Origin of the sequence: Tabrizicola sp. M-4 (assembly GCF_051132405.1) — a bacterium.
Lineage (GTDB): Bacteria > Pseudomonadota > Alphaproteobacteria > Rhodobacterales > Rhodobacteraceae > Paragemmobacter.
This window is the reverse complement of the sequence record NZ_CP128606.1, coordinates 3,119,936-3,141,596: the sequence shown is the minus strand read 5'-3', so window position 1 is coordinate 3,141,596 and position 21,661 is coordinate 3,119,936. Positions and strand designations below refer to the sequence as shown.

The 21,661-nt window shown below is 67.7% G+C and carries 21 protein-coding genes; 13 read left to right on the top strand and 8 right to left on the bottom strand.

From position 1 onward, the window contains the following. The first annotated feature begins 40 nt into the window (after positions 1-40). From TabM4_RS15360 to TabM4_RS15350, 3 genes are read left to right on the top strand one after another with little or no spacing between them, the layout of a single operon-like run. The gene (locus TabM4_RS15360) at positions 41-643 is read left to right on the top strand and encodes an RNA polymerase sigma factor (protein ID WP_434614203.1); all 603 of its coding nucleotides are present in this window, start codon (positions 41-43) and stop codon (positions 641-643) included. Then, positions 627-1,010: a dihydroorotate dehydrogenase gene (locus tag TabM4_RS15355; RefSeq protein WP_434614201.1), complete on the top strand. Its 384-nt coding sequence runs from the start codon at positions 627-629 to the stop codon at positions 1,008-1,010. The genes TabM4_RS15360 and TabM4_RS15355 overlap by 17 nt, the downstream gene beginning before the upstream one ends. A gap of 3 nt (positions 1,011-1,013) precedes the next feature. Then, positions 1,014-1,544 (top strand): periplasmic heavy metal sensor, encoded by a 531-nt coding sequence (locus TabM4_RS15350; RefSeq protein ID WP_434614198.1) that lies wholly within the window; start codon positions 1,014-1,016, stop codon positions 1,542-1,544. Between the two features lie 36 nt (positions 1,545-1,580). Here the strand turns inward: TabM4_RS15350 and TabM4_RS15345 are convergent, their stop codons facing one another. Next, the gene (locus TabM4_RS15345; protein ID WP_434614195.1) at positions 1,581-2,927 is read right to left on the bottom strand and encodes a diguanylate cyclase; all 1,347 of its coding nucleotides are present in this window, start codon (positions 2,925-2,927) and stop codon (positions 1,581-1,583) included. 172 nt (positions 2,928-3,099) lie between these two features. On the opposite strand from TabM4_RS15345, the gene TabM4_RS15340 reads away from it, so the two are divergent. The 7 genes from TabM4_RS15340 to TabM4_RS15310 all read left to right on the top strand — a co-directional run bounded on the left by TabM4_RS15340 (position 3,100) and on the right by TabM4_RS15310 (position 10,131). Further along, positions 3,100-3,378 (top strand): DUF3572 domain-containing protein, encoded by a 279-nt coding sequence (locus TabM4_RS15340; RefSeq protein ID WP_434614192.1) that lies wholly within the window; start codon positions 3,100-3,102, stop codon positions 3,376-3,378. 79 nt (positions 3,379-3,457) lie between these two features. Beyond that, positions 3,458-4,153 (top strand): HAD family hydrolase, encoded by a 696-nt coding sequence (locus TabM4_RS15335; protein ID WP_434614189.1) that lies wholly within the window; start codon positions 3,458-3,460, stop codon positions 4,151-4,153. A gap of 124 nt (positions 4,154-4,277) precedes the next feature. Further along, on the top strand, positions 4,278-5,831 hold the full coding sequence (locus TabM4_RS15330; protein ID WP_434614186.1) for a trimethylamine methyltransferase family protein: 1,554 nt from the start codon (positions 4,278-4,280) through the stop codon (positions 5,829-5,831). A 119-nt stretch (positions 5,832-5,950) separates the two neighbouring features. Then, a complete protein-coding gene (locus tag TabM4_RS15325; RefSeq protein ID WP_434614183.1) occupies positions 5,951-7,699 on the top strand; it encodes a DUF4153 domain-containing protein in 1,749 nt (582 codons plus the stop codon). Between the two features lie 71 nt (positions 7,700-7,770). Beyond that, positions 7,771-8,358 (top strand): heme NO-binding domain-containing protein, encoded by a 588-nt coding sequence (locus tag TabM4_RS15320; protein WP_434614180.1) that lies wholly within the window; start codon positions 7,771-7,773, stop codon positions 8,356-8,358. Next, positions 8,355-9,410: a diguanylate cyclase domain-containing protein gene (locus tag TabM4_RS15315; RefSeq protein WP_434614178.1), complete on the top strand. Its 1,056-nt coding sequence runs from the start codon at positions 8,355-8,357 to the stop codon at positions 9,408-9,410. The genes TabM4_RS15320 and TabM4_RS15315 overlap by 4 nt, the downstream gene beginning before the upstream one ends. Before the next feature lie 130 nt (positions 9,411-9,540). After that, positions 9,541-10,131, top strand: coding sequence for a transglutaminase-like cysteine peptidase (locus tag TabM4_RS15310; RefSeq protein WP_434614175.1), 591 nt, complete (start codon positions 9,541-9,543; stop codon positions 10,129-10,131). A gap of 77 nt (positions 10,132-10,208) precedes the next feature. Here the strand turns inward: TabM4_RS15310 and katG are convergent, their stop codons facing one another. Beyond that, positions 10,209-12,374 carry a catalase/peroxidase HPI gene (gene katG, locus TabM4_RS15305; protein ID WP_434614172.1) on the bottom strand — a complete coding sequence of 722 codons (2,166 nt, stop codon included), beginning with the start codon at positions 12,372-12,374 and terminating at the stop codon, positions 10,209-10,211. Positions 12,375-12,524: 150 nt separating this feature from the next. Between katG and TabM4_RS15300 the strand changes: the two genes are divergently transcribed. Together TabM4_RS15300 and TabM4_RS15295 are read left to right on the top strand one after the other, a co-directional pair. Further along, the gene (locus TabM4_RS15300; RefSeq protein WP_434614169.1) at positions 12,525-13,436 is read left to right on the top strand and encodes a LysR substrate-binding domain-containing protein; all 912 of its coding nucleotides are present in this window, start codon (positions 12,525-12,527) and stop codon (positions 13,434-13,436) included. 46 nt (positions 13,437-13,482) lie between these two features. Further along, entirely contained in the window at positions 13,483-13,944 is a 462-nt protein-coding gene (locus TabM4_RS15295; RefSeq protein ID WP_434614166.1) for an acyl-CoA thioesterase, read from the top strand. Here TabM4_RS15295 and TabM4_RS15290 read toward each other — a convergent pair. The 6 genes from TabM4_RS15290 to TabM4_RS15265 all read right to left on the bottom strand — a co-directional run bounded on the left by TabM4_RS15290 (position 13,941) and on the right by TabM4_RS15265 (position 20,741). Then, positions 13,941-14,741 carry an ATP-binding cassette domain-containing protein gene (locus TabM4_RS15290; RefSeq protein WP_434614163.1) on the bottom strand — a complete coding sequence of 267 codons (801 nt, stop codon included), beginning with the start codon at positions 14,739-14,741 and terminating at the stop codon, positions 13,941-13,943. The two genes, TabM4_RS15295 and TabM4_RS15290, sit on opposite strands and share 4 nt — an antisense overlap. Further along, a complete protein-coding gene (locus tag TabM4_RS15285) occupies positions 14,738-15,604 on the bottom strand; it encodes an ABC transporter ATP-binding protein (RefSeq protein ID WP_434614161.1) in 867 nt (288 codons plus the stop codon). The genes TabM4_RS15290 and TabM4_RS15285 overlap by 4 nt, the downstream gene beginning before the upstream one ends. Further along, positions 15,601-16,467 (bottom strand): ABC transporter permease, encoded by an 867-nt coding sequence (locus TabM4_RS15280; RefSeq protein WP_434614158.1) that lies wholly within the window; start codon positions 16,465-16,467, stop codon positions 15,601-15,603. The genes TabM4_RS15285 and TabM4_RS15280 overlap by 4 nt, the downstream gene beginning before the upstream one ends. Continuing rightward, positions 16,460-17,521, bottom strand: a complete 1,062-nt coding sequence (locus TabM4_RS15275) for an ABC transporter permease (RefSeq protein WP_434614155.1) — start codon at positions 17,519-17,521, stop codon at positions 16,460-16,462. The genes TabM4_RS15280 and TabM4_RS15275 overlap by 8 nt, the downstream gene beginning before the upstream one ends. Positions 17,522-17,602: 81 nt before the next feature. Next, positions 17,603-19,126: an ABC transporter substrate-binding protein gene (locus TabM4_RS15270; protein WP_434614152.1), complete on the bottom strand. Its 1,524-nt coding sequence runs from the start codon at positions 19,124-19,126 to the stop codon at positions 17,603-17,605. 46 nt (positions 19,127-19,172) lie between these two features. Further along, positions 19,173-20,741, bottom strand: a complete 1,569-nt coding sequence (locus TabM4_RS15265; protein WP_434614149.1) for a phytoene desaturase family protein — start codon at positions 20,739-20,741, stop codon at positions 19,173-19,175. A gap of 128 nt (positions 20,742-20,869) precedes the next feature. Here TabM4_RS15265 and TabM4_RS15260 point away from each other — a divergent pair, with 128 nt between their 5' ends. Continuing rightward, the gene (locus TabM4_RS15260) at positions 20,870-21,661 is read left to right on the top strand and encodes a cyclase family protein (RefSeq protein WP_434614146.1); all 792 of its coding nucleotides are present in this window, start codon (positions 20,870-20,872) and stop codon (positions 21,659-21,661) included.

The window sequence follows — 21,661 nt, the reverse complement described above, 5'->3', positions numbered from 1 at the left end:
GCCGTGACGGCGGACAGGATAAGCCCGGAACAGGATGGACATGCCGCGCGACATGCAGGCCGAAGCCTTGGCGGGTGCCTCTGACGAGGCGCTTCTGGCACGCTATGCCGCGGGGGAACCCGCGGCGGCGCGCGTCCTGACGCTGCGTCTGACGCCGAGGGCTCTGGGCTATGCCGCGCGGATGCTGGGCGATGCGGCGGAGGCCGAGGACGTGGCGCAGGAGGCCATGCTGCGGCTGTGGCGCGCGGCCCCCGGCTGGCGGGCGGGCGAGGCGCAGGTTTCCACATGGCTTTATCGCGTGGTGACGAACCTGTGCATGGACCGTCTGCGGGCGCGGCGGCGGCGGCCTGCGGCGGCGCTGGACGAGGCGCCGGAGGTGCCGGATGGTGCCAAGGGCGCGGAGGCGGGGCTGATCGAGGCGGATCGCATGGTCGCGCTGCAGGCCGCGCTGGACGCGCTGCCCGAGCGGCAGCGGCAGGCGGTGGTGTTGCGGCATATCGAGGGATTGGCAAATCCGGAGATCGCCGCCGTGATGGAGATCGGCGTGGAGGCGGTGGAAAGTCTGACCGCCCGCGCCAAACGGGCGCTGACGGCGATATTGTCGGGGCGGCGCGAGGAGTTGGGCTATGACGACAAGGCATGAGGACGGGATGACGGAGGCGGGGCTGGACGATCTGTTCGCCGAGGCGCGCGCCGCGCGGCCTGTGCCTTCCGAGGCGTTCATGGCGCGGGTGATGGCGGAGGCGCTGGCCGAGCAGCCGCGGGGCGCGGCCGTGGTGGCGTCTGCCGTGCCGCAGACGGGGCCGGGGGCAGGGCTTTGGGCGCGGCTGGTCTGGGCCTTTGGCGGGGCGGGTGCTTTGGCCGGGATGGGGACGGCGGCAGCGGCGGGACTTTACATCGGTTTCGTGCAGCCTGTCGGGTTGTCGGGGATCGAGGAGGCGATGCTGGGCACGCCGCTGGAGACGGTGGAACTGATCCCTTCGGTGGATGCGCTTCTGGGCGGGAATTGAGCGATGAGCGAGACGATGGAACAGCCGAACACGCCGCCCGCAGCGGGGGCGAAGGTGGGCAAGGGGCTGCGGATCGCGCTGGGCGTTTCGGTGGCGTTGAACCTGCTGGTGGCGGGGCTGGTCGCGGGGGCGCTGCTGCGTGATGGCGGCCCGCGCGAGCGGATGGTGCGGGATCTGGATTTCGGACCCTTTACCGAGGCGCTGACGCCCGAGGACCGGGCGGAGTTGCGGCGGGCCTATGTGGCGCGCAGCCCCGATCTGCGCGCGGCGCGGCGCGAGATGCGGGCCGATCTGGAGGAATTCCTTGCGGTGCTGCGGGCCGAGCCTTTCGATCCTGCCGCGCTGCAGCGGGTGATGGAGAACCAGCAGGGCCGACTGGCGCAGCGGATCGAGCTGGGGCAGGAACTTCTGCTGGAGCGGCTGGCGGCGATGGACGGGCGCGAGCGCGGGGCCTTTGCCGATCGGCTGGAACGGCGGTTGCGGCGCGGTGGCGGGCCGGAGGGGGACGGCGAAGGCCGCGGGCCGGGCGAGTGATGCCGTGACCGGTGCCGAGGCCGGTGCCGGGGCCGGTCAGGCGGCGGAGCGGTGAACGATGACCCGGTTGCGCCCCTGAAGCTTGGCCTCGAGCAGGGCGCGGTCTGCCTTTTCCACGGCATCGTCGGGCAGGGTGCCGGGGCGGCCGATGGCCAGCCCGATGGAGATGCTGACCGTGACGCACTGGCCGGACGGCAGCAGGATCGGCGCGGTCACGATATCCTGGCAAAGGGTGCGGGCCATGCCGCCCGCCTCGGTCCGGCCGCGGGCAGGGAGGGCGATTAGGAATTCCTCGCCGCCGATGCGGGCGATGAGATCGGCGGGCGAGAGGCGGGCGGAGAGGCGGCGAGCGACCTCGGTCAGGACGAGATCGCCCGCGGCATGGCCGTGCCTGTCGTTCACCTGCTTGAACCGGTCGATATCGGCGAGGAGGACGGCATAGGGCTGCCCTGCCTCGACCGCGGCGCGGGACATTTCGCCCATGCGGCGCAGCGCGTAGCGGCGGTTGAAGAGGCCGGTGAGCGGATCGGTGACGGCGAGGCGGATGTTGTCGCGCAGATGGGCGCGGCGGGTGGCGGCGTCGCGGCTGCGGTTGACCATGGCGCAGAGGCGGAAGGCAAGCTCGGCCTCGGGCGTGGCGGGGAGGATGACCTCGTCCGCGCCGAGGTCGCAGGCCATGGCGGCGGTTTCGGGGCCGTCGGTGAGAAGGGCGATGGCGGCGTGGCGGGTGTCGGGGCTGGCGCGGAGTTCGGAGAGGAGCGCGAAGGCGGTGGCGGTGGCGTCATCGGTGGCGTCGATCAGGTAGCCGTCGGCGGTGCTGCCGGGGGGCGCGAGGAGCGCGGTGCGGCGGTCGAGCAGGTCGAGCCTGTGCAGCAGGAGCGGGGAGAGGGCGCGGATGAGGCGCTGGCCGCGCGCGGGGGGGAAGGCGGTCAGGCAGATGTGGCCCGGCCAGTCATAAGGGCTGCCATGTTCCTGCAGGGCGAGAGCGGGGAAGGGGCTGCCCTCGTCCGGGTCGATGCGGCGCAGGAGGCTGCGGATGCGGGCGAGGAGGAGGTGCTGGTCATGGGGTTTGCGAAAGACGTCGTCGGCCCCGGCCATAAGGGCGGCGAGGTGGGTGTCGGGGTCGGTGCAGGCGGTGAGGACGATCACGGGCAGCCGTCGGCCGCCCGGTTCGGCCCTCAGGCGGCGGAGCACGTCGAGACCGTGCATGTCGGGCAGTTCGAGGTCGAGCAGGACGAGATCGGGCCGGTCGAGGCGCAGACAATCCAGCGCCTCGGCCCCGGTCGTGGCGAGAACGGATTCATGGAAGACGGCGGCGAGGCGCGCCTTCAACACGATGCGATTCGTGGCCACATCGTCGACGATCAGAATCCTGCCTGCCATGTCCTGTCTTGTCGGTCGGTTTCAGGGGACTATCCGTTTGCTTCGTCGGATTTCGGCAGTTTGGTGCAGGAAACGTTACCAATATGTTAACGAGAACTTTCCAAAGCCGGCGCAATTCTATTTTTTCTGAGCGCGATCCGAGTGGGACGGGACCAGTGAGGGCGGGGTTGTGATGAATCAGGATGCTGCAGAGACGCTGGCCTTGCGGGCCTTTGGATGGTTGGCAGGGCAGAGCGACGTGCTGGGGCAGTTCATGGCGGCAACGGGGGCGGATGTGTCTTCCATCGCGGATGCGGTGGGGCAGCCCAGTTTCCTTGCGGCGGTTCTGGATTTCATGTTGTTGGAAGAGGATCGGCTGATCGCCTTTTGCGATGCGGAAGGGGTGCCCTATGCGGCGCCGATGCAGGCGCGGGTGGTGCTGCCGGGGGGGCAGGTCGAGCATTGGACCTGAGCCGTGGCGCGCTGCGCGATTGCAAAAGCCGCGGACGCCCGCCACATAAGAGGCGGCAGGCAGGGCAGGGAGCGGCGGCGTGATTGATGGCGTGATCTTTGACAAGGACGGAACCCTGTTCGATTTCCGGGCAAGCTGGGGCGCGTGGGCGCAGCGGTTGCTGGCGATGCTGGCGGCGGAAAGCGGCAAGGCGGAGGCTGAGTTGGGGGCGGCCATCGGTTATGATCCCGTGGCGCGCGCCTTCGTCCCGGACAGTGTGGTGATTGCAGGCACGCCTTCGGAGATCGCGCAGGATCTGGCGGCGGTGCTGCCGGGGGCGCGGGCGGAGGTGCTGGAGGAGCGGCTGAACCGTCTGGCCGAGGGGGCGCCGATGCTGCCTGCGGTGGACCTGACGGCGGTGCTAGGTGGCCTCAGGGCGCGGGGGCTGCGGATCGGGCTGGCGACCAATGACAACGAAGAGGCGGCGCGGGCGCATCTGGCGGCGCATGGGATCACGGGGCTGTTCGACTATATCGCGGGCTATGACAGCGGGCACGGGCCGAAGCCCGGTCCGGGGATGTGCGCGGCCTTCGCGCGGCAGCACGGGCTGGATCCCGCCCGCGTGGTGATGGTCGGCGACAGCCGCCATGACCTTGAGGCGGGGCGCGCGGCGGGGATGCGGACGGCGGCGGTGCTGACGGGTGTGGCAGGGGCGGCGGAACTGGCCCCGCATGCCGATGTGGTGCTGCCGGATATCGGGCATCTGGGCGGGTGGATCGACGGGCTTTCGGTCTGATCCGGGCGGCGCGGAGGGGTGCGCCTGCGAAAAACGACATGTTCGCGTCGTGGGTGGAGTGTCCTTGCCGCCTGCGCTTCGTCATGGTGACCGCGAGCGGCATGTATGCCCGACGGAGGTTGCCATGAACGAAGAGCCACGCAAGCGCCGCGCCGGAGGACGTGCGGGCAACAAGATGCGCGCGGGCACGGCGGTGATCGATCAGATGCCGTGGCGGATTCCCGTCAATCCCGATGCGCCGGTGGAGCCTTTGGACGCGGATGGCGTGCAGCGCATTCACAAGACGGCGATGCGCATCCTGCGGGAGATCGGGATCGAATTCCTGAACCCCGAGGCGGTGGCCCATCTTAAGGCGGCGGGCTGCAAGGTCGACGGGACGAATGTCCGGTTCGACGAGGATTTCGTGATGGAGATGGTGGCGCGGGCGCCCGAAAGTTTCACCATCACGCCGCGCAATCCGGAGCGCGAGCTTGTCATCGGTGGCAAGCACATGGTCTTCGTCAACGTCTCTTCCCCGCCGAACGCTTGGGATCTGGAGCGCGGCAAGCGGTCTGGCGATTTCGAGACGTTCAAGGAATTCATGAAGCTGACGCAGTATTTCAACTGCATCCATATCGCGGGCGGCTATCCGGTAGAGCCGATCGACATCCACCCGTCGGTACGGCATCTGGATTGCCTGTACGAGAAGCTGACGCTGACGGACAAGGTCGTTCACGCCTATTCGCTGGGCGCGGAGCGGGTGGAAGACGTCATGGAGATGACGCGCATCGCAGGCGGGCTGTCGGAAGAGGAGTTCCGGGCCAAGCCGCGGATGTATACCAACATCAACTCTGTCTCGCCGCTGAAGCATGACTATCCGATGCTGGACGGCGCGATGCGGTTGGCCAAGCGGGGGCAGCCGGTGGTGGTGACGCCCTTCACGCTGGCCGGTGCGATGGCGCCTGTGACGATGGCGGGGGCGGTGGCGCTGTCCTTGGCGGAGGCGCTGGCGGCGATTGCCCTGCTGCAATACATCGCGCCGGGTTGTCCGGTGGCCATTGGCACCTTTACCAGCAATGTCGACATGAAGTCGGGTGCGCCCGCCTTCGGCACGCCGGAATACATGCGCGCCACGCAGATGACGGGGCAGTTGGTGCGGTTCTACAAGCTGCCGATGCGGTCCTCGGGCGTCTGTGCGGCGAACATCCCCGACGGGCAGGCGATGTGGGAGACGTCGAACAGCCTGTGGGCGGCGGTGCAGTCGGGGACCAACATGGTCTATCACGCGGCGGGCTGGCTGGAGGGCGGGTTGATCGCGAGCCCCGAGAAATTCGTGATGGATTGCGAAGTGCTGCAGATGATCCAGCGCTATTTCGAGGAGGCGACCTTTGCCACGGGCGAGGATGACCTTGCCTTCGACGCCATCAAGGAAGTGGGTGCGGGCGGGCATTACTTCGGCTGCCAGCACACGCAGGAACGCTATTCCACCGCCTTCTATGCGCCCTTCGTGAGCGACTGGCGGAATTTCGAGGCGTGGCAGCAGGATGGCGCGGTCTGGACGCCGGAGCGGGCGCATCGGATCTATAAGCAGATCCTTGAGGAATTCGAGGCCCCGGCGATGAATGGCGACCATGCCGAGGCGTTGCGCGCCTTCGTCGCGCGGCGCAAGCAGGAGGGCGGCGCGCCCACCGATTTCTGAGCGTGACTGTCGCGGGGGCGGCGGGATTTCCCCTTTGCGGGGGCCGCGCGAGGGGATAGCCTTGCGCGGCGGAAAGGCCTGCGCGAGCCGGGCCACGCTTGGGGACTGTGGGGGACTTGATGGATTTCCTGACCTTGCGGCGCGGCTCTCTCGCGCTGGCCGGGGCCTTGGCCGGGGCGGGGTTGTGGCTTCTGGACGAGGCGGGGCTGCGCGGGTTGCTGGCCGAGCGGCTGCATTTCCTGCTGGCGGCATGGGGTGTGATCTTCTTTGCGGCGGTGCTGGCGATGACCGGGCCGCTGCGCCTGCGGCGGGCGGTGGAGCTGGCCGCGCCCTTCGCGGCAGTGGTGGCGGGGCTGATGCTGGTGGCGTCGCTGCGCTATGACCTTGTGGCGCAGTTCCAGTTCGCGGGCCTGTCCTTTCTGGCGGCGGCTGTGCTGGTCTTCGTGGCCATGCCGATGATGATCGCGGCGCAGGGGCCGGGGTGGCGGGATTATCCCACGCTCTTTGCCGAAAGCTGGATGCTGGTGGTGCGGGCGGCGACGGCAGTGGTGTTCACCGGGCTGGTCTGGGGTTTGATCTGGCTGGCGGATGCGCTGTTGGGGCTGGTGGGCCTTGGGGTGATCGGCTGGCTGATGGGCGAGGGCGGGCCGGTGGCGCGGATGGTGACGGGCGCGGCGCTGGGTCTTGGCTTTGCGGTGGCGGGGGAGAATACGGACCTTCTGGCACCGGACCTGATCCTGCGGCTGCTGCGGCCATTGGCGGTGCCGCTTCTGGCGGTGGAGGCGGTCTTCGTGGTGGCCTTGCCCTTGCGGGGATTGTCGGGGCTGCCCGAGGGGCTTTCGGCGGCGGGGCTGCTGCTGGGGCTGGCGGCGGGAGCGGTGGCCCTTGTCAGCGTGGTGGCCGAGCGGGATGAGGTGCTGGCCGATCCGGGGCGTATGACGGGGCTGGCGGCGCGGGGGCTGGCGATGCTGCTGCCGGTGCCGGTGGCCTTGGCGGGCTGGGCGGTCTGGCTGCGGGTGGCGCAGCATGGCTGGACGCCGGGGCGGGTGTTCGCGGCGCTGCTGGTGGCCTTGGCTGCGGGCTATGCGCTGCTGTATCTGCTGGCGGCGCTGCGGGGCGCCGGGTGGTGCGGGGCCGTGCGGCGGGCCAATGTGGCGATGGCGGTGGCGGTGATGGCGGTGGCCACGCTTTGGTTGACGCCGGTGCTGGATGCCGAGGCGATCTCGGCCCGGTCGCAGGTGGCGCGGATCGAAGCGAGTTCGGTGGAGGCGATGGACCTTGCCGCGCTGGACCGGTGGGGGCGCGCGGGTGCGGGGGCGATGGCACGGCTGGAGGCGGTGGCAGCGGAGCCGGGGCGGGAGGCGCTGGCGGGCGCGCTGTCGGCGCATCGCGACATGCGGGCGGAGAGTGGCGATCCGGTGGTGATGGCGGAGCGGACGGAGGCGGTGCTGGAGGCCCTGCGCGCGGTGATGCCGGTACAGCCCGCGACCGCCACGGCGACGCGCGACATGCTTCTGGCCGGGGTATCTGCGGTGGAATTGCAGGACTGGCTGGAGGCCTGCCGCGAGCCCCTTCCGGGGAGTACGCGGCCCGGCTGCGTCTTCGTGGTGGCGGACCTGTGGCGCGATGCGCCGGGCGAGGAGGCGGTGGTTCTGCTGCGCGAGCTGTCGGGCTTTGTGCGCTATGAGGGGCTGGGGATGAAGGGCGGCGCGGTGCAGCGGCGGTCTGTCGCCTCGATGGAGGGAATGCTGCCCGACCGCGAGGCGGGATCGGCGCTGATCGTGGAGTTGCAGGACGCCCCGCCACCGGTGGAGGTGGCCCCGCTGGGCGTTCTGGGCGTGGATGGCGGGATTCTTCTGTTGCCGTAAGGGTCTGTTGACCTGTTGCGCGCATCCTTGCGGCGAGTCGGATCGCAGGCGGGGAGGCGCGGGGTGCGCGGATGATCAGGGTCGTCAATCGGGCGATGCATGCCTTCATACTGGATGGCTGGGGCAAGGCCGCGTGGCGCGCGGCGGTGCAGGAGGCGGGGCTGGGGCAGCGGGCCTTTGACCTTATGCTGGACGAGCCGGCGGCACGGACGCAGGGCGTGCTGTCCAGCATGGCGGCGCGGCTGGGCCGGAGCCGGGAATGCCTGCTGGAGGATTTCGGGACCTATCTGGTGGCGCATCCGTCATGGGCGCCGCTGCGCCGTCTGTTGCGGTTCTGCGGCACGGATTACCGCGCCTTTCTGATGTCGCTGGATGAATTGCCGGAGCGGGTGTCGCTGGCCCTGCCGGATCTGGTGCTGCCGCCCATCGCGGTGGAGGTGGCGGATGGCGATGTGTTCCGGTTGCGGATCGGCGGCGGGGTGCCGGGGGTGGGGGCGATGGCCCTTGGTGCGATGCGGGGGATGGCGGATGACTATGGCGCACTGGTCCTGCTGGAAGCAGGGCCGGAGGCGGCGGATGGCGCGGTGGTGATCACGGTGCGGCTTCTGGATGACCGCCATGCCGAGGGGAAGGCCTTCACGCTGGGGCCGGGGAGATGATGGTGCGGGTGGGGATCGAGGGGGCGGCGCTGGCGCAGGCCATGCCGATGCATCTGCTGCTGGACGGGCGGGGAAGGGTGCTGTCGGCGGGACCGGTGCTGCGGCGGGTGCTGGGGCGTTGGGTCGAGGTGGGCGCGGCCTTTGGCGAAGGCTTCGTTCTGGAACGGGAGAAGCGGCGGGCGACGCCGCGGCAGGTGCGGGCGGCGGGCGGCGGCGCGGTGCAGGTGCGGCTGCGCGACGGGGCGGAGATGCGGTTCCGGGGCCTTCTGCTGCCGGTGACGCCGGGGCAATCGGTTCTGATCAACCTGTCCTTTGGGATCGGCGTGGTGAGGGCGGTGCAGCGCTTTGGCCTGACGGTTTCGGATTTCGCGGCTACGGATCTGGCGGTGGAACTTCTGTATCTGCACGAGGCGAAGAACGTGCTTCTGGCAGAGGTGGCCACGCTGATCTCGCGGTTGCAGGGGAATGTGGTGCGGGCCGAGGAGGAGGCGCTGACCGACCGGCTGACGGGGCTGCGCAACCGCCGCGGGCTGGAGGTGGCACTGCGCGGGCTGCATGGCCGGGCCTCGGCTGTGGTGCAGATCGACCTTGACAGGTTCAAGCCGGTGAATGACCGGCTGGGGCATGCGGCAGGGGATGCGCTGCTGTGCGCGGTGGCGGGCATCCTGCGCGACGCCTTGCGCGAGGGGGATATCGTCGCGCGGATCGGCGGGGATGAGTTTGTGCTGGTTCTGCCGGGGATGGCGGCGGAAGCGCGGGTAATGGCGCGGGTGGAGAGGATGCTGGCGCTGCTGGGGCAGCCCTTCGCGCTGGAGGGGATGGAGTGCCGGATCGGGGCCAGCGCGGGGGTGGCCATGGCGGGAACGGGCGAGGATTGGGCAGAGGTGCTGCAACGGGCCGATGTGGCGCTTTATGCGGCGAAGCGGGCGGGGCGCGGGCGGGTTCTGGCATGGGTTCCGGGGATGGCGATGGAGGAGGCACGGGAGGAGGATGGCTGGGGCGGCGCGGCGCCTGCGGCATCCCCCGACGGATGGATGGGGGAAGGTGACTGATGCCTGCATGACCCCTGCGTCGCAGGGGTCTATGCCGGAGGCATGGCCGATGGCGGTACCGCGAGGACGTGCATCCGATCTGCCCGGCAGGGCTGTGCCGGGGCGAGTGGGCCGAGGAAGGAAGCCTGCGATGCGCCCTGTCCGTTCTGTCCTTTTCGCCCTGCTGGCCCTGCTTGCGGCGACGCAGGGTGGCCTTGCCATTGATGCCGATCCGGCGCTTGCCTTTCTGCCGGTGAAGCGTGCGGCCCCGGCGCCGGACGGGGCGGTTGGGCTGTGCGAGGCTATCGACTGGGCCTGTGCGCCGGGGAGCGGGCGCGCGGCCGGAGCGGAGGTTCTGGCGCGGGCCGTCGAGGTGAACCGCGCGGCGAATGCGGTGATCCGGCCGGTGACGGACCTTGCGCAATATGGGGTGGCGGAGCGCTGGTCGCTGCCATCGGAGCGGGGCGGGGATTGCGAGGATTACGCGATCTACAAGAAGGGCGCGTTGATCGGGGCGGGCGTGTCGCCGGATCGGCTGCTGCTGGCCACGGCGCTGGACCGTCGGAACAAGGCCCATGCCGTTCTGGTGCTGCGGACGGAGATGGGGGATTTCGTGCTGGACAACAGGCGCGACGAGGTGCTGCCGTGGAACCGGACGGAGTTGGTCTTTCTGCGGATGCAGGACCCGGCGCGACCGGGGGCTTGGGTTTCCGTCTTTGCCGAGGCGGCGGGGCGGCGGTGAGGACTGCGGGTAACGGAAAAAGAAAACGCCCCGGTCGGTGACCGGGGCGTTCCTTTTGGGGTCGGTCCGGCCTTGGATCAGGCGGCCAGATCGTAGCGGTCGGCGTTCATCACCTTGACCCACGCGGCGACGAAGTCATGCACGAACTTCTCGCGGTTGTCGTCCTGAGCGTAGACTTCGGCATAGGACCGCAGGATCGAGTTGGAGCCGAACACCAGATCGACGCGGGTGGCGGTGAATTTCACCGCGCCCGAGGCACGATCGACGATGTCATAGGTGTTGCGGCCCTTGGGCACCCATTTGAAGGACATGTCGGTCAGGTTGACGAAGAAATCATTCGTCAGCGCACCCGGACGGTCGGTGAAGACGCCATGCGCCGTGCCGCCATGGTTGGTGCCCATCGCCCGCATGCCCCCCAGAAGGACGGTCATTTCGGGGGCGGAGAGGCCCATGAGCTGCGCGCGGTCGAGGAGGAGTTCCTCGGCCTCGACGGTGTAGTTCTTCTTCAGCCAGTTGCGGAAGCCGTCGGCCAGCGGTTCGAGGACAGCGAAGCTGTCGACATCCGTCTGTTCCGCCGTGGCATCGCCGCGACCGGGGGCGAAGGGAACGGTGACATCAAAGCCCGCCGCCTTGGCCGCCTGTTCGACGCCGAGATTACCCGCGAGGACGATCACGTCGGCGACCGAGGCGCCGGTTTCCTTGGCGATGGGTTCTAGCACCGACAGGACGCGGGCGAGGCGGGCCGGTTCGTTGCCTTCCCAATCCTTCTGCGGGGCAAGGCGGATGCGTGCGCCATTCGCGCCGCCGCGGAAGTCGGACTGGCGGAAGGTGCGGGCGCTGTCCCATGCGGTGGCGACCATGTCGGCAACCGAGAGGCCCGCCGCCGCGATCTTGGCCTTGACCGCCGCGAGGTCATACTTGGTGTTGCCTGCGGGGACGGGGTCCTGCCAGATCAGGTCTTCTTTCGGGACATCCGGGCCGATGTAGCGGACGCGCGGGCCCATGTCGCGATGGGTCAGCTTGAACCAAGCCCGCGCGAAGGTTTCCGAGAAATAGGCCGGGTCCTTGGCGAAGCGTTCCGAGATGGCGCGATAGGCGGGGTCCACCTTCATGGCCATGTCGGCATCCGTCATCATCGGGTTGTGGCGGATCGACGGGTCTTCCACATCCACCGGCTTGTGTTCTTCCTTGATGCCGATGGGTTCGTATTGCCACGCGCCAGCGGGGGATTTCTTCAGTTCCCAGTCATAGCCCAAGAGCAGGTCGAAATAGCCGTTGTCCCACTTCGTCGGATGGGTGGTCCATGCGCCTTCGATGCCCGAGGTCACGGTGTTCCTGCCCACGCCGCGCGAGACGTGGTTGTTCCAGCCCAGACCCTGTTCCTCGATCTCTGCGCCTTCGGGCGAGGGGCCGAGGTTTTCGGCGCGGCCATTGCCATGCGCCTTGCCGACGGTATGGCCACCTGCGGTAAGGGCGACGGTTTCCTCGTCATTCATCGCCATGCGGGCGAAGGTTTCGCGGATCATCCCGGCGGTCTTGAGCGGGTCGGGTTGGCCGTTCACGCCTTCGGGGTTCACATAGATCAGGCCCATGTGGACGGCGGCGAGGGGGTTTTCCAGCGTGGAGGGATCGGCGAGGTCGGAATAGCGGTTTTCCGAGGGCGCGAGCCATTCGGTTTCCGAACCCCAGTAGACGTCCTTTTCGGGCGCCCAGATGTCTTCGCGGCCAAAGGCGAATCCGTAGGTTTTCAGGCCCATATTCTCATAGGCGACGGTCCCGGCGAGGATCATCAGGTCGGCCCAGGAGATGCGGTTGCCGTATTTCTTCTTGATCGGCCAGAGCAGGCGCCGGGCCTTGTCGAGGTTGGCGTTGTCCGGCCAGGAGTTCAGGGGGGCGAAGCGGTGGTTGCCCGTGCCCGCGCCGCCGCGGCCATCGGCCACGCGATAGGTGCCGGCAGAGTGCCATGCCATGCGGATCATCAGGCCGCCGTAATGGCCCCAGTCGGCGGGCCACCAATCCTGACTGTCGGTCATCAGGGCGTGCACGTCGCGCTTGATCGCGTCGAAGTCGAGTTTCTTCACTTCCTCGCGGTAGTTGAAGCCCTTGAGCGGGTTCGACTTGGTGTCATGCTGATGCAGGATGTCGAGGTTCAGGGTCTTGGGCCACCAAGCCGTGACCGAGGTGTGAGAGGTCGTCAGACCCCCATGCACAACCGGGCATTTGCCAGCGTCGTTTCCGTCCATGTCGCTCTCCTCGTGGCTGCGGGAAAGGCGGGCGCGCGCCGCCCGGATCGGGTGTCGAACCGGGGGCGGCCTGCCAGAATGGAATCGTTCTAACAGGGTTGGATGATTAGTTTAAGTTGGATTTTCTGATTGTGATGATAAGTTGAAGTTATGATCAATCTGACGCTGAAACAGTTGAGATATTTCGATGCCTTGGCCCGGCATGGGCATTTCGGGCGGGCGGCGGAGGTCTGCGCGATTTCGCAGCCCGCGCTTTCGATGCAGATCCGCGAGATGGAGGCGGTGCTGGGTTCAGAACTGTTCGAGCGGGGCGCGCGGCAGGTGCGGCTGACCGGCTTCGGTGAGGAGGTGCTGGAGCGGGCGCGGGGCATCCTGCGGGGGGTGGAGGAATTGGCGGATATGGCGCGGGCGGCGCAGGGGGGGCTGACGGGGCGGCTGCGGATCGGGGTGATCCCGACGATCGCGCCCTATTTGCTGCCTGCCATCATCCCGCGCCTGACCGAGGCGCATGCGGGGCTGGATATCCATCTGCGTGAGACGGTGACGCCCAAGCTGATCCGCGAATTGGAGGAGGGGCGGCTGGATACGGCCATCGTGGCGCTGCCGGTGTCGGAGCCGTTCCTGACGGAGGTGGACCTGTTCGCCGAGGATTTCGTGCTGGTGCGGCCCGGGGCGGATGCGGAAAAGCCGGTGCCGAACCCGGAAAAGCTGCGGGAGATGCGGCTTTTGCTGCTGGAAGAGGGGCATTGCTTCCGCGATCAGGCGCTGGATTTCTGCTATGCGGGGCAGGCCGCGCCACGCGAATTGCTGGATGGGAGCAGCCTTTCCACGCTGGTCCAGATGGTGGGGGCGGGGATCGGGGTGACCTTGATCCCGGAAATGGCCGTGGCGGTGGAGACGCGGTCGGCCCATGTGGCGATTGCGCGGTTCAACGGCGCGCAGCCGTCGCGCCGGATCGGGATGGTGTGGCGGCGGACATCGCCCCTGTCGAAGCCGCTGATGCAGGTGGCCGAGGTGGTGCGGGCGGCGGGGCTGGCGCAGAGGGCGGGGATTCCCGCTTGACCTGACCGGCCCGACTGCGCTGCTTTGGGGCAAAGGGGAGGACAGGATGACCGTTTGCTTCACGACCGACCGGATGCTGCGTTTTGGCGATTGCGACATTTCCGGCACCGCCTATTACCCGGCCTATATGAATATCCTGAACGGGGTGGTGGAGGAGTTCTGGGCCCATATCGGCTGGCCTTGGCACGAGATCATCTGGAAGGAACGCTGGGGGACGCCGACGGTGCATCTGTCCTGCGATTTCTCCAAGCCTTCGTTCTTTGGCGACAGGCTGACCTTCCGGCTGACGGTTCTGAAGGTGGGCAAGTCTTCGCTGCGGCTGAAGCATACGGTGCATTGCGGGGAGGAACACCGCTGGTCGGTGGAGCAGGTTCTGGCGGCGAGTTGGCTGGACAGCCACACATCCATGGTCTGGCCCGAGGATGTGAAGGCCAAGCTGGAAAGCCTGATGTCGCCCGAGGTGGCGGAGCGGCGGCCCGTGGGCGGGCCGCTGCCGCCCGCGAGCTAGGCCCAGATCTGCGCGGGATCGGGCAGGGGGATCGCGTCGAGCAGGTCGCGGGTATAGGCGGCCTTCGGCGTGGCGAAGAGGTCGGCGGTGGGGCGGTCTTCGACGATCTGGCCTTGGTAAAGGACGATGGTCCTTTGGCAGAGGCGGCGGATCACCGAGAGGTCGTGGCTGATGAAGGCCAGCGTCAGGCCGAGATCGGCCACGAGGCGTTCGAGAAGGTTCAGCACCTGCGCCTGTGACGAGACGTCCAGCCCTGAGACGATTTCATCGGCAAGGATGAAATCGGGTTCCAGCGCGATGGCGCGGGCGATGCCCACGCGCTGACGCTGGCCGCCGGAGAGTTCGTGGGGGAAGCGGGTGGCGAAATGCCGTGGCAGACCCACATGATCCAGCGCGCGGGCGGTGCGGTCGCGGATATCTGACATGCCGTGCAGGCGCATGGGTTCGGCGATGATGGTTCCGACGCGGTGGCGCGGGTTCAGCGACGACATCGGGTCCTGAAAGATCATCTGGAAACGGCGGCGGATGGGGCGCAGTTGCGCCTCGGCCAGATGGGTGATGTCGGTTCCGTCGAAGCGGATGCTGCCGCCCGAGGGTTCCAGCAGGCGCACCAGCGCCCGGCCAAGGGTGGACTTGCCCGAGCCGGAGCCGCCGACGATGCCGACCACCGCGCCCTTCGGGATGGTGAAGGTGAGGCCCTTGAGGATTTCGATCCTCGGGGCGGCACCGAAGAGGGGTTTCGACGTCATGTCGGCCAGCGACAGGCGCAGGTCATGGACGGCATAGAGATCTGTCATGCGGTGCCCCTTGCGTCGAAGGCTGCGACTTCGGCCCGGACGGCGGCGATGACCTCGTCGGGGACGGGGTTCAGGCCTGCGGCGGGATCGGTGTATTTCGGTGTGGCGGCAAGGAGGGCGCGGGAATAGGGGTGGCGCGGGGCGGCGAAGAAATCGGCGGTGCGGGCATCCTCGACCACCATCCCGGCATAGAGGACGGAGAGCGCCTGACAGACCTTGGAGACGACGCCAAGGTCATGGGTGACGAAGAGGAGCGCGGTGCCGTGGCGGGCCTGCATCCCGGCGATGAGTTTCAGGATCTGCTTCTGCACCGTCACATCCAGCGCGGTGGTGGGTTCGTCCGCGACGATCAGGCGGGGTTCGGCGGCGAAGGCGGAGGCGATCAGGATGCGCTGGCGCATCCCGCCTGACAGTTCATGCGGATAGGCGCGCAGAACGCGGTCGGGTTCGGGGATCTGCACCTCGACCAAGAGGTCGCGGGCGCGGGACTCGGCGGTGCTGCGCGACCAGCCGAGGATGTCGACCAGTCGGTCGGTGATCTGCGGCCCGATGCGGTGGGACGGGTTCAGCGCGGTGAGCGGGTCCTGCGGGATCAGCGCGCAGGTGGCCCCGATGCGGCGGCGGCGGTCCTTTGGCGGCAGGGTGAGGAGGTCGGTGCCGTCGAGCAGGATCTGACCGCCGGTGATTTCGACAGAGGGGGGCAGGATGCCCAGCACGGCCTTGCCAATCATCGACTTGCCAGCCCCGGATTCGCCGACCAGCCCCCGCACCTCGCCGGCCTCAACGTCGAGCGAGACGCGGCGCAGGAGGGGCGGGCCTTTCTTCAGCCGGACGGAGAGGTTGCGGATGGAAAGGAAGCTCATCTCAGCACCGGATCGAAGCGGTCCTTCAGCCCTTCGCCCAATTGCGAGAAGGAGAGGACGGTGAGGAAAAGGGTGACCAGCGGGAAGACCAGCACCCACCATGCCTGATGGATGGAGGTGCGGCCTTCGGCGATCATGCCGCCCCATGTGGGATCATCGGTCGAGATGGAGAGGTTCACGAAGCTGAGGATCGCCTCGACGATGACGGCGATGCCCATTTCGAGCGTGAGGAGGACCACGATGGTGGGCAGGACGTTGGGCAGGATTTCCCGGACCATGGTGCCGATGCGCCCGCGTCCGGCCACGCGGGCGGAGGCCACGTAATCCATCGCGCCCTGCGCCATGGCCTCTGCCCGGACCACGCGGGCAAAGCGGGTCCAGTCGATGACGACGATGGCGATGATGATGGAGGTGAGGCCGGGGCCAAGGACGGCGATGAGGAGGATGGAGAAGAGGACGGGCGGGAAGGCCATCCAGATGTCGATCAGGCGCGAGATGACCATGTCCACCCAGCCGCGCAGGAAGCCTGCGAGCAGGCCGAGCGTCGCGCCGATGACGCAGGTGATGGTTCCGGCGATGAGGGCCACCATCAGCGCGACCCGCGCGCCGTGGATGATGCGGGAGAGGACATCGCGGCCCAGTGAGTCGGTTCCCAGCCAATAGCCCGGTTCCGCGCCTGCCATCCAGAAGGGCGGCAGGCGGCCGAGGAACAGGTCCTGCGCCAGCGGGTCCTTCGGCGCGATCCACGGGGCGAGGATCGCGGCGGCGGCAAGGAGCGTGAGCCATGCGGCGGAGAGCCAGAGCCGGAGGCCCGCGCGGCGGCGGATCATGGACCGCCCGTCCATGTTCTTGGCGTCAAGCATGGCGCAGCCTCGGGTTCAGGACGGCGTAGAGGAGGTCGACGATCAGGTTCACCGCCGTGAAGATGAGGGCGAATAGCAGCACGATCCCCTGTATCAGCGGCAGGTCGCGGTTGATGACGGCGTCGATGGCCATGTTGCCGAGGCCCTCGTAGGAAAAGAGGCGTTCGATGATGACGGTGCCGCCGATCAGGAAGGTGAACTGCACGCCGACCAGCGTCAGCGTCGGTAGGGCGGCGTTGCGCAAAGCCTCGCGCAGGATGACCCGCGTCTCGCCATAGCCCTTGGTCCGGGCGAGGGTGACGTAATCGAGGTTCATGGTTTCCTTCAGGCTCTGCTTCAGCAACTGCCCGATGATCGCGGCAAGCGGGATGGCCAGCGCCAGCGCGGGCATGAACATATGCGCTACGATGTCGGCCCAGAGGTCGAAGCGCAGGCGGAACAGGCTTTCGAAGAGGTAGAAGTCGGTGGTGAGAGGCAGGTCGAGCGAGGGGGTGACGCGGCCCGAGATGTGAAAGATGGGCATCAGCACGCCGAAGAGCAGGATCAGCACCAGCCCCCAGAGGAAATCGGGCACGGAGAGCGCCATGCCATTGGCCACGTCGATGGCCCCTTCCGTGCGCCCGCCGCGAAAGCGGGTGCCGGTCAGGGCGGCGGCCCCGCCAAGGATCACCGCCATGACCAGCGCCATGATCGCCAGTTCCAGCGTGGCGGGAAGGCGGCCTAGGACGAGGTCCAGCACAGCCTGGCGCGTGGTGATCGAGGTGCCGAAATCCCCCTGCAGCACGCCCGAAACCCAGATGCCGAATTGCGTGACGATGGGCTTGTCCAGCCCATAGAGCGCGGAAAGGCGGGCGATATCCTCCTCCGTCGCGCCGGGGGGCAGCATCATGGCGATGGGATTGCCGGGAACGACCCGGATCACGAAGAAGACGATCACGGCCACGCCGGCCAGAGTGACGGCGGTGGTCAAGAGGCGTGTGAGAAGGGTTCTGAGGATCAGCATGCGTGCCTGCGCCAGAGGGGTGCCGTTGTCCGCGGCACGGAACGGGGGCACGGCCTGCCCCTTCATCCGTTCTGAAATATCCTGCGGGGGGTCCGGGGGGCGCAAAGCCCCCCGGTCCGCGGCCAGACAGCCTTATGCCCGCTTCATCAGATGCGGCAGCAGCGAGCCCGAGGCATGGGGCGTGACCACCACGCCCGGCGCGTGCAGGATCGGCTGGACATATTGCAAAAGCGGGATGACCAGCGCGTTCTCGGCGATGTACTTGTCCACGGCCTTCCAGCCCTCGATCCGCTTCGCCTCGTCCGCCTCGCCCCAGAGCGGGCCGATCATGCCGATCAGGTCCTCGCCATCCCAGACGGAATGGGGCGAGGGGCCGAACATGGCGAAACCGGTGGAGGTGGTGGGATCACCGACCGAGTTGCCCCAGTTGTAGAAGGCGGCAGGGGCGAGCTGGTCGGCGGCGCGCAGTTCGTAATGCTTGGCGATCTCATAGACCTCGATTTCCGCCTCGATCCCGACTCGGCGCCAGAGGCCGACGATGGCCTGCACCATTTCGTAATCCTTCGGCTTGAAGCCGCGGGTCGTCTGGATCTTGAACTTCACCGGATTGTCGGGGGAATAGCCGGAGGCCGCCAGCAGTTCGATGGCCTTTTCGGGGTTGTATTCCACGGTGATGGAGGCGTCGAAGGCGTCGTATTCCGGGGTTTGCAGCGTGTCGATCTTGACGCCATAGCCGGACAGCAGGCGGTCAATGATCGCCTGCTTGTCGATGGCATGGGCGGCGGCCATGCGGACATTGGGATCGGTCATCACCTCAATATCATTGAGGAAGATCATCCCGATATCCGAGATGGGGGCCGCCACACCTGCCAGCGGGCCGCCCTTGAGGCGGTCATATTCCTCATAGGGCATTTCCAGCGTGACGTGGCTGTTGCCGGATTCCACTTCCGCCACGCGCGCCGCCGCATCGGGAACGAACTTGATCGTCACCGTATCGAAATCGGGCTTGCCGCCCCAGTAGTTGGGGTTGGCCTTCAGCCGGACGAAGGCGTTCCTTTCGAACTTCTCCACCATATAGGGGCCGGTGCCGATGGGTGCGGCCTCGAACCCTTCGGCGCCCACCTTTTCGTAATAGGCCTTGGGCAGGACGTAGCCGGTGAGGAAGTACATCCATTTGAAGATCGTGGGGTCGAACTGGGCGACATCGGCGATGACCTTGTTGCCTTCGACGCGGTGGTTGGTCAGCGTGCCCCAGACAAACTGGATCGGGCTGCCGGTTTCGGGGTTCGCCACGCGGGCGAGGTTCCATGCCACGTCTTCGGCGGTGAAGGGCGACCCGTCATGCCATGTCACGCCCTCGCGGACGGTCATCCAGACCTGCGTGCGGTCTTCGTTCCAGCCCCATTCGGTCAGCAGGCCGGGGGCGGGCGACAGGTCGGGCTGTTGCAGGATGTATTGGTCGAAGACGGATTGATAGAGGCCCTGGATCGTGGGGTTCACCGCCGACGGCCCGACGGTCGGGTCCCATGAGGGGAGGTTGACGTTGTAGGCGATGACAAGCTCGTCGATGGCTTGCGCGAAGGAGGGCAGGCCAAGGGTGCCTGCGGCCATCGTGGCGGCAGAGAGCTTCAGGAGGCTCCGGCGGTTGAGGTTCATGGTCGTTTTCCCTGTTGGTGGTTCTTTGTTGGTCTTTTGGTTGTGGTCAGTTTCCGGCGAGTTTCCGCGCCAGAAGGTATCCGGGGCCAGCCCCCGTTCCGCCGCCGGGCCAGACGGCCGCGCCGGTGAGGTGGAGGTTGGCCAAGGGGGTGGAGCCGTCGGCATGGCCGCGCGCGGGGCGGAAGAGGAAGTGCTGCGACAGGTGGTGGCTGCCGCAGACCTGATCGCCGCCGACGAGGTTGGGGTTGTCGGCCTCAAGTTCCACCGGCGTGACGATGCGGCGGGCGAGGATTTTCGCCCGCGTGCCGGGGGCGTGGGTTTCGAGGATCGTCAGCGCGCGGTCGGCGAAGGGTTCGGCGGCGTGGGTCCAGTCGGTGGCACGGATCTCGCCCTTGGCGTCGCCGGTGATGGAGCCGGGGGCCATGCGGACCTGCAGCCAGAGGACGTGTTTGCCTTCGGGCGCGCGGGAGGGGTCGAAGACGGTGGGTTGGCCCACGACGAGGATCGGTTCGTCGGGCAGCTGCCCCGCCTGCGCCTGCGCGTAGGTGCGCGCCATCTGGTCGAGGCTGGGGGCAAGGTGGACATAGGCGAAGCGTTGCAGCGTCTCCCCCGCGCGCCAGTCGGGCAGGGCGTCCATCGCGAGGTGGATCATCATGGTGCCGGGCGCGTGGCGGAAGCCGTCCATCGCGCGGTCGAAGGCGGGTTCGGTGTCGCCGGTCAGTTTCCGCAGGCCCTTGGGCGAGGTGCCCGCGATCACCGCGCGGGTGGCGGTGATGCGGCGTCCGTCGGCCAGTTCGATGCCCGTGGCGCGGCTGCCGTCGCGCAGGATGCGGGCGACGGGGGTTCCGGTTTCCACCGTGCCGCCGCGCGCGGTTATGGCGGCGGTCAGGGCGCGGACGATGGTATCCGCGCCGCCCTTGCCGATCACCATGCCGAAGGCCTGACCCGCCATGCCTTCCAGATAGGGGAACATCGCGCCGCCAGCGACATCGGGGGCGAAGTCCAGATGCATCCCCCATGCCGCCAGCAGGGCGCGGATGTGGGGGTGTTCGAAGGTTTCCTCAAGCCATGCGCGGGGGGAGGAGAGGAGGAAGCGGGTGAAGTCCATCGTCCCGCCCACGCCCTTGGCGCGGAGCGTTTTGAATATGAAATATGCAAGCGCACGGAATTTCATCTCGGACCCGAGGAGGCCGAAGAGGTGCGGTGCCTCATCCCCGAATCGCGCGACAAGGCTCTCCCACGTTTCCGCATCGCGGCGTGACAGGGCGCGGAAGGCGGTCAGCGTTTCCGCCATATCGGTAGACACGCCCGCCCATGTGCCATCGGGGAAGGAGGAGGAGAAGGGGCGGTTGACGGGCACGAAATCGCAGCCGTGTTTCGCCAGTTCCGCGCCATATGCCTTGAAAAATGGGCTTCCTGCAAAGAGCGACAGGTTCATCGCGGCCCAGTCGTGGCGGAAGCCGGGAAGGGTGTATTCGCCCGTCTTGACCGCGCCGCCCGCCGTGGCCGCCTGTTCGAATACCCCCACGCGCCAGCCCTTGGCCGACAGGTGCAGGGCGGCGGCCAAGGTGTTGTGGCCCGCCCCGATCAGGACTGCATCGAAGGTGTCGGCCATTCTCTCCCCACCGGCTTGACGCTGGGATATTTGCAAATGCATTTAAATCTGTCTAGCATGATTCCATGATCGCCGGGACCAACCGGCGCGGGTATTGCCGGGATGGACCGGCCAACAGGGAGATGACGATGACCTCTGCAAGCGTGCTTTCATCCTTGGCGGGGATGCTCGCCTCGGGCGGGATCGAGGTGGTGGATTGTTCCGGGGTGCTGGGGCCGGAGACGCCCCTGCTGAAGCTGCCGCCGGATTTCGCCAAGGACACTCCGCCGATCAAGATCCACCGCATCAGCGAATATGACAAGGACGGGCCGTTCTGGGCGTGGAACTGGCTGGAACTGGGTGAACACAGCGGGACGCATTTTGACGCGCCGCATCACTGGATCACCGGCAAGGATTACGCGGACGGCTATACCGACACGCTGAACGTCCAGCGTCTGGTGGCACCCGTGAACGTGCTGGACTTCTCGGCCGAGTGCAACGCGAACCCCGATTTCCTTCTGACGATCGACCATGTGAAGGCATGGGAGGCGAAGCATGGCGCGATCAATGCCGGGGAATGGGTCGTCCTGCGGTCCGACTGGGACAAGCGCGCGCATGAAGAGGCGCTGTTCCTGAACGCGAACGAGACGGGGCCGCACACGCCGGGGCCGACCGCCGAGGTGATCGAGTATCTGCTGTCGAAGGGCATCGTGGGCTGGGGCAGCCAGTGCATCGGGACGGATGCCGGGCAGGCGGGCGGGATGAGCCCTCCCTTCCCGGCGCATAACCTGCTGCACAAGAACAACTGCTTCGGTCTGGCGTCGCTGGCCAACCTCGACAAGCTGCCGGCCAAGGGGGCGATCCTGATTGCCGCGCCCCTGAAGATCAAGCAGGGGACGGGGTCGCCGATCCGCGCGCTGGCCTTGGTTCCGAAGGGCTGA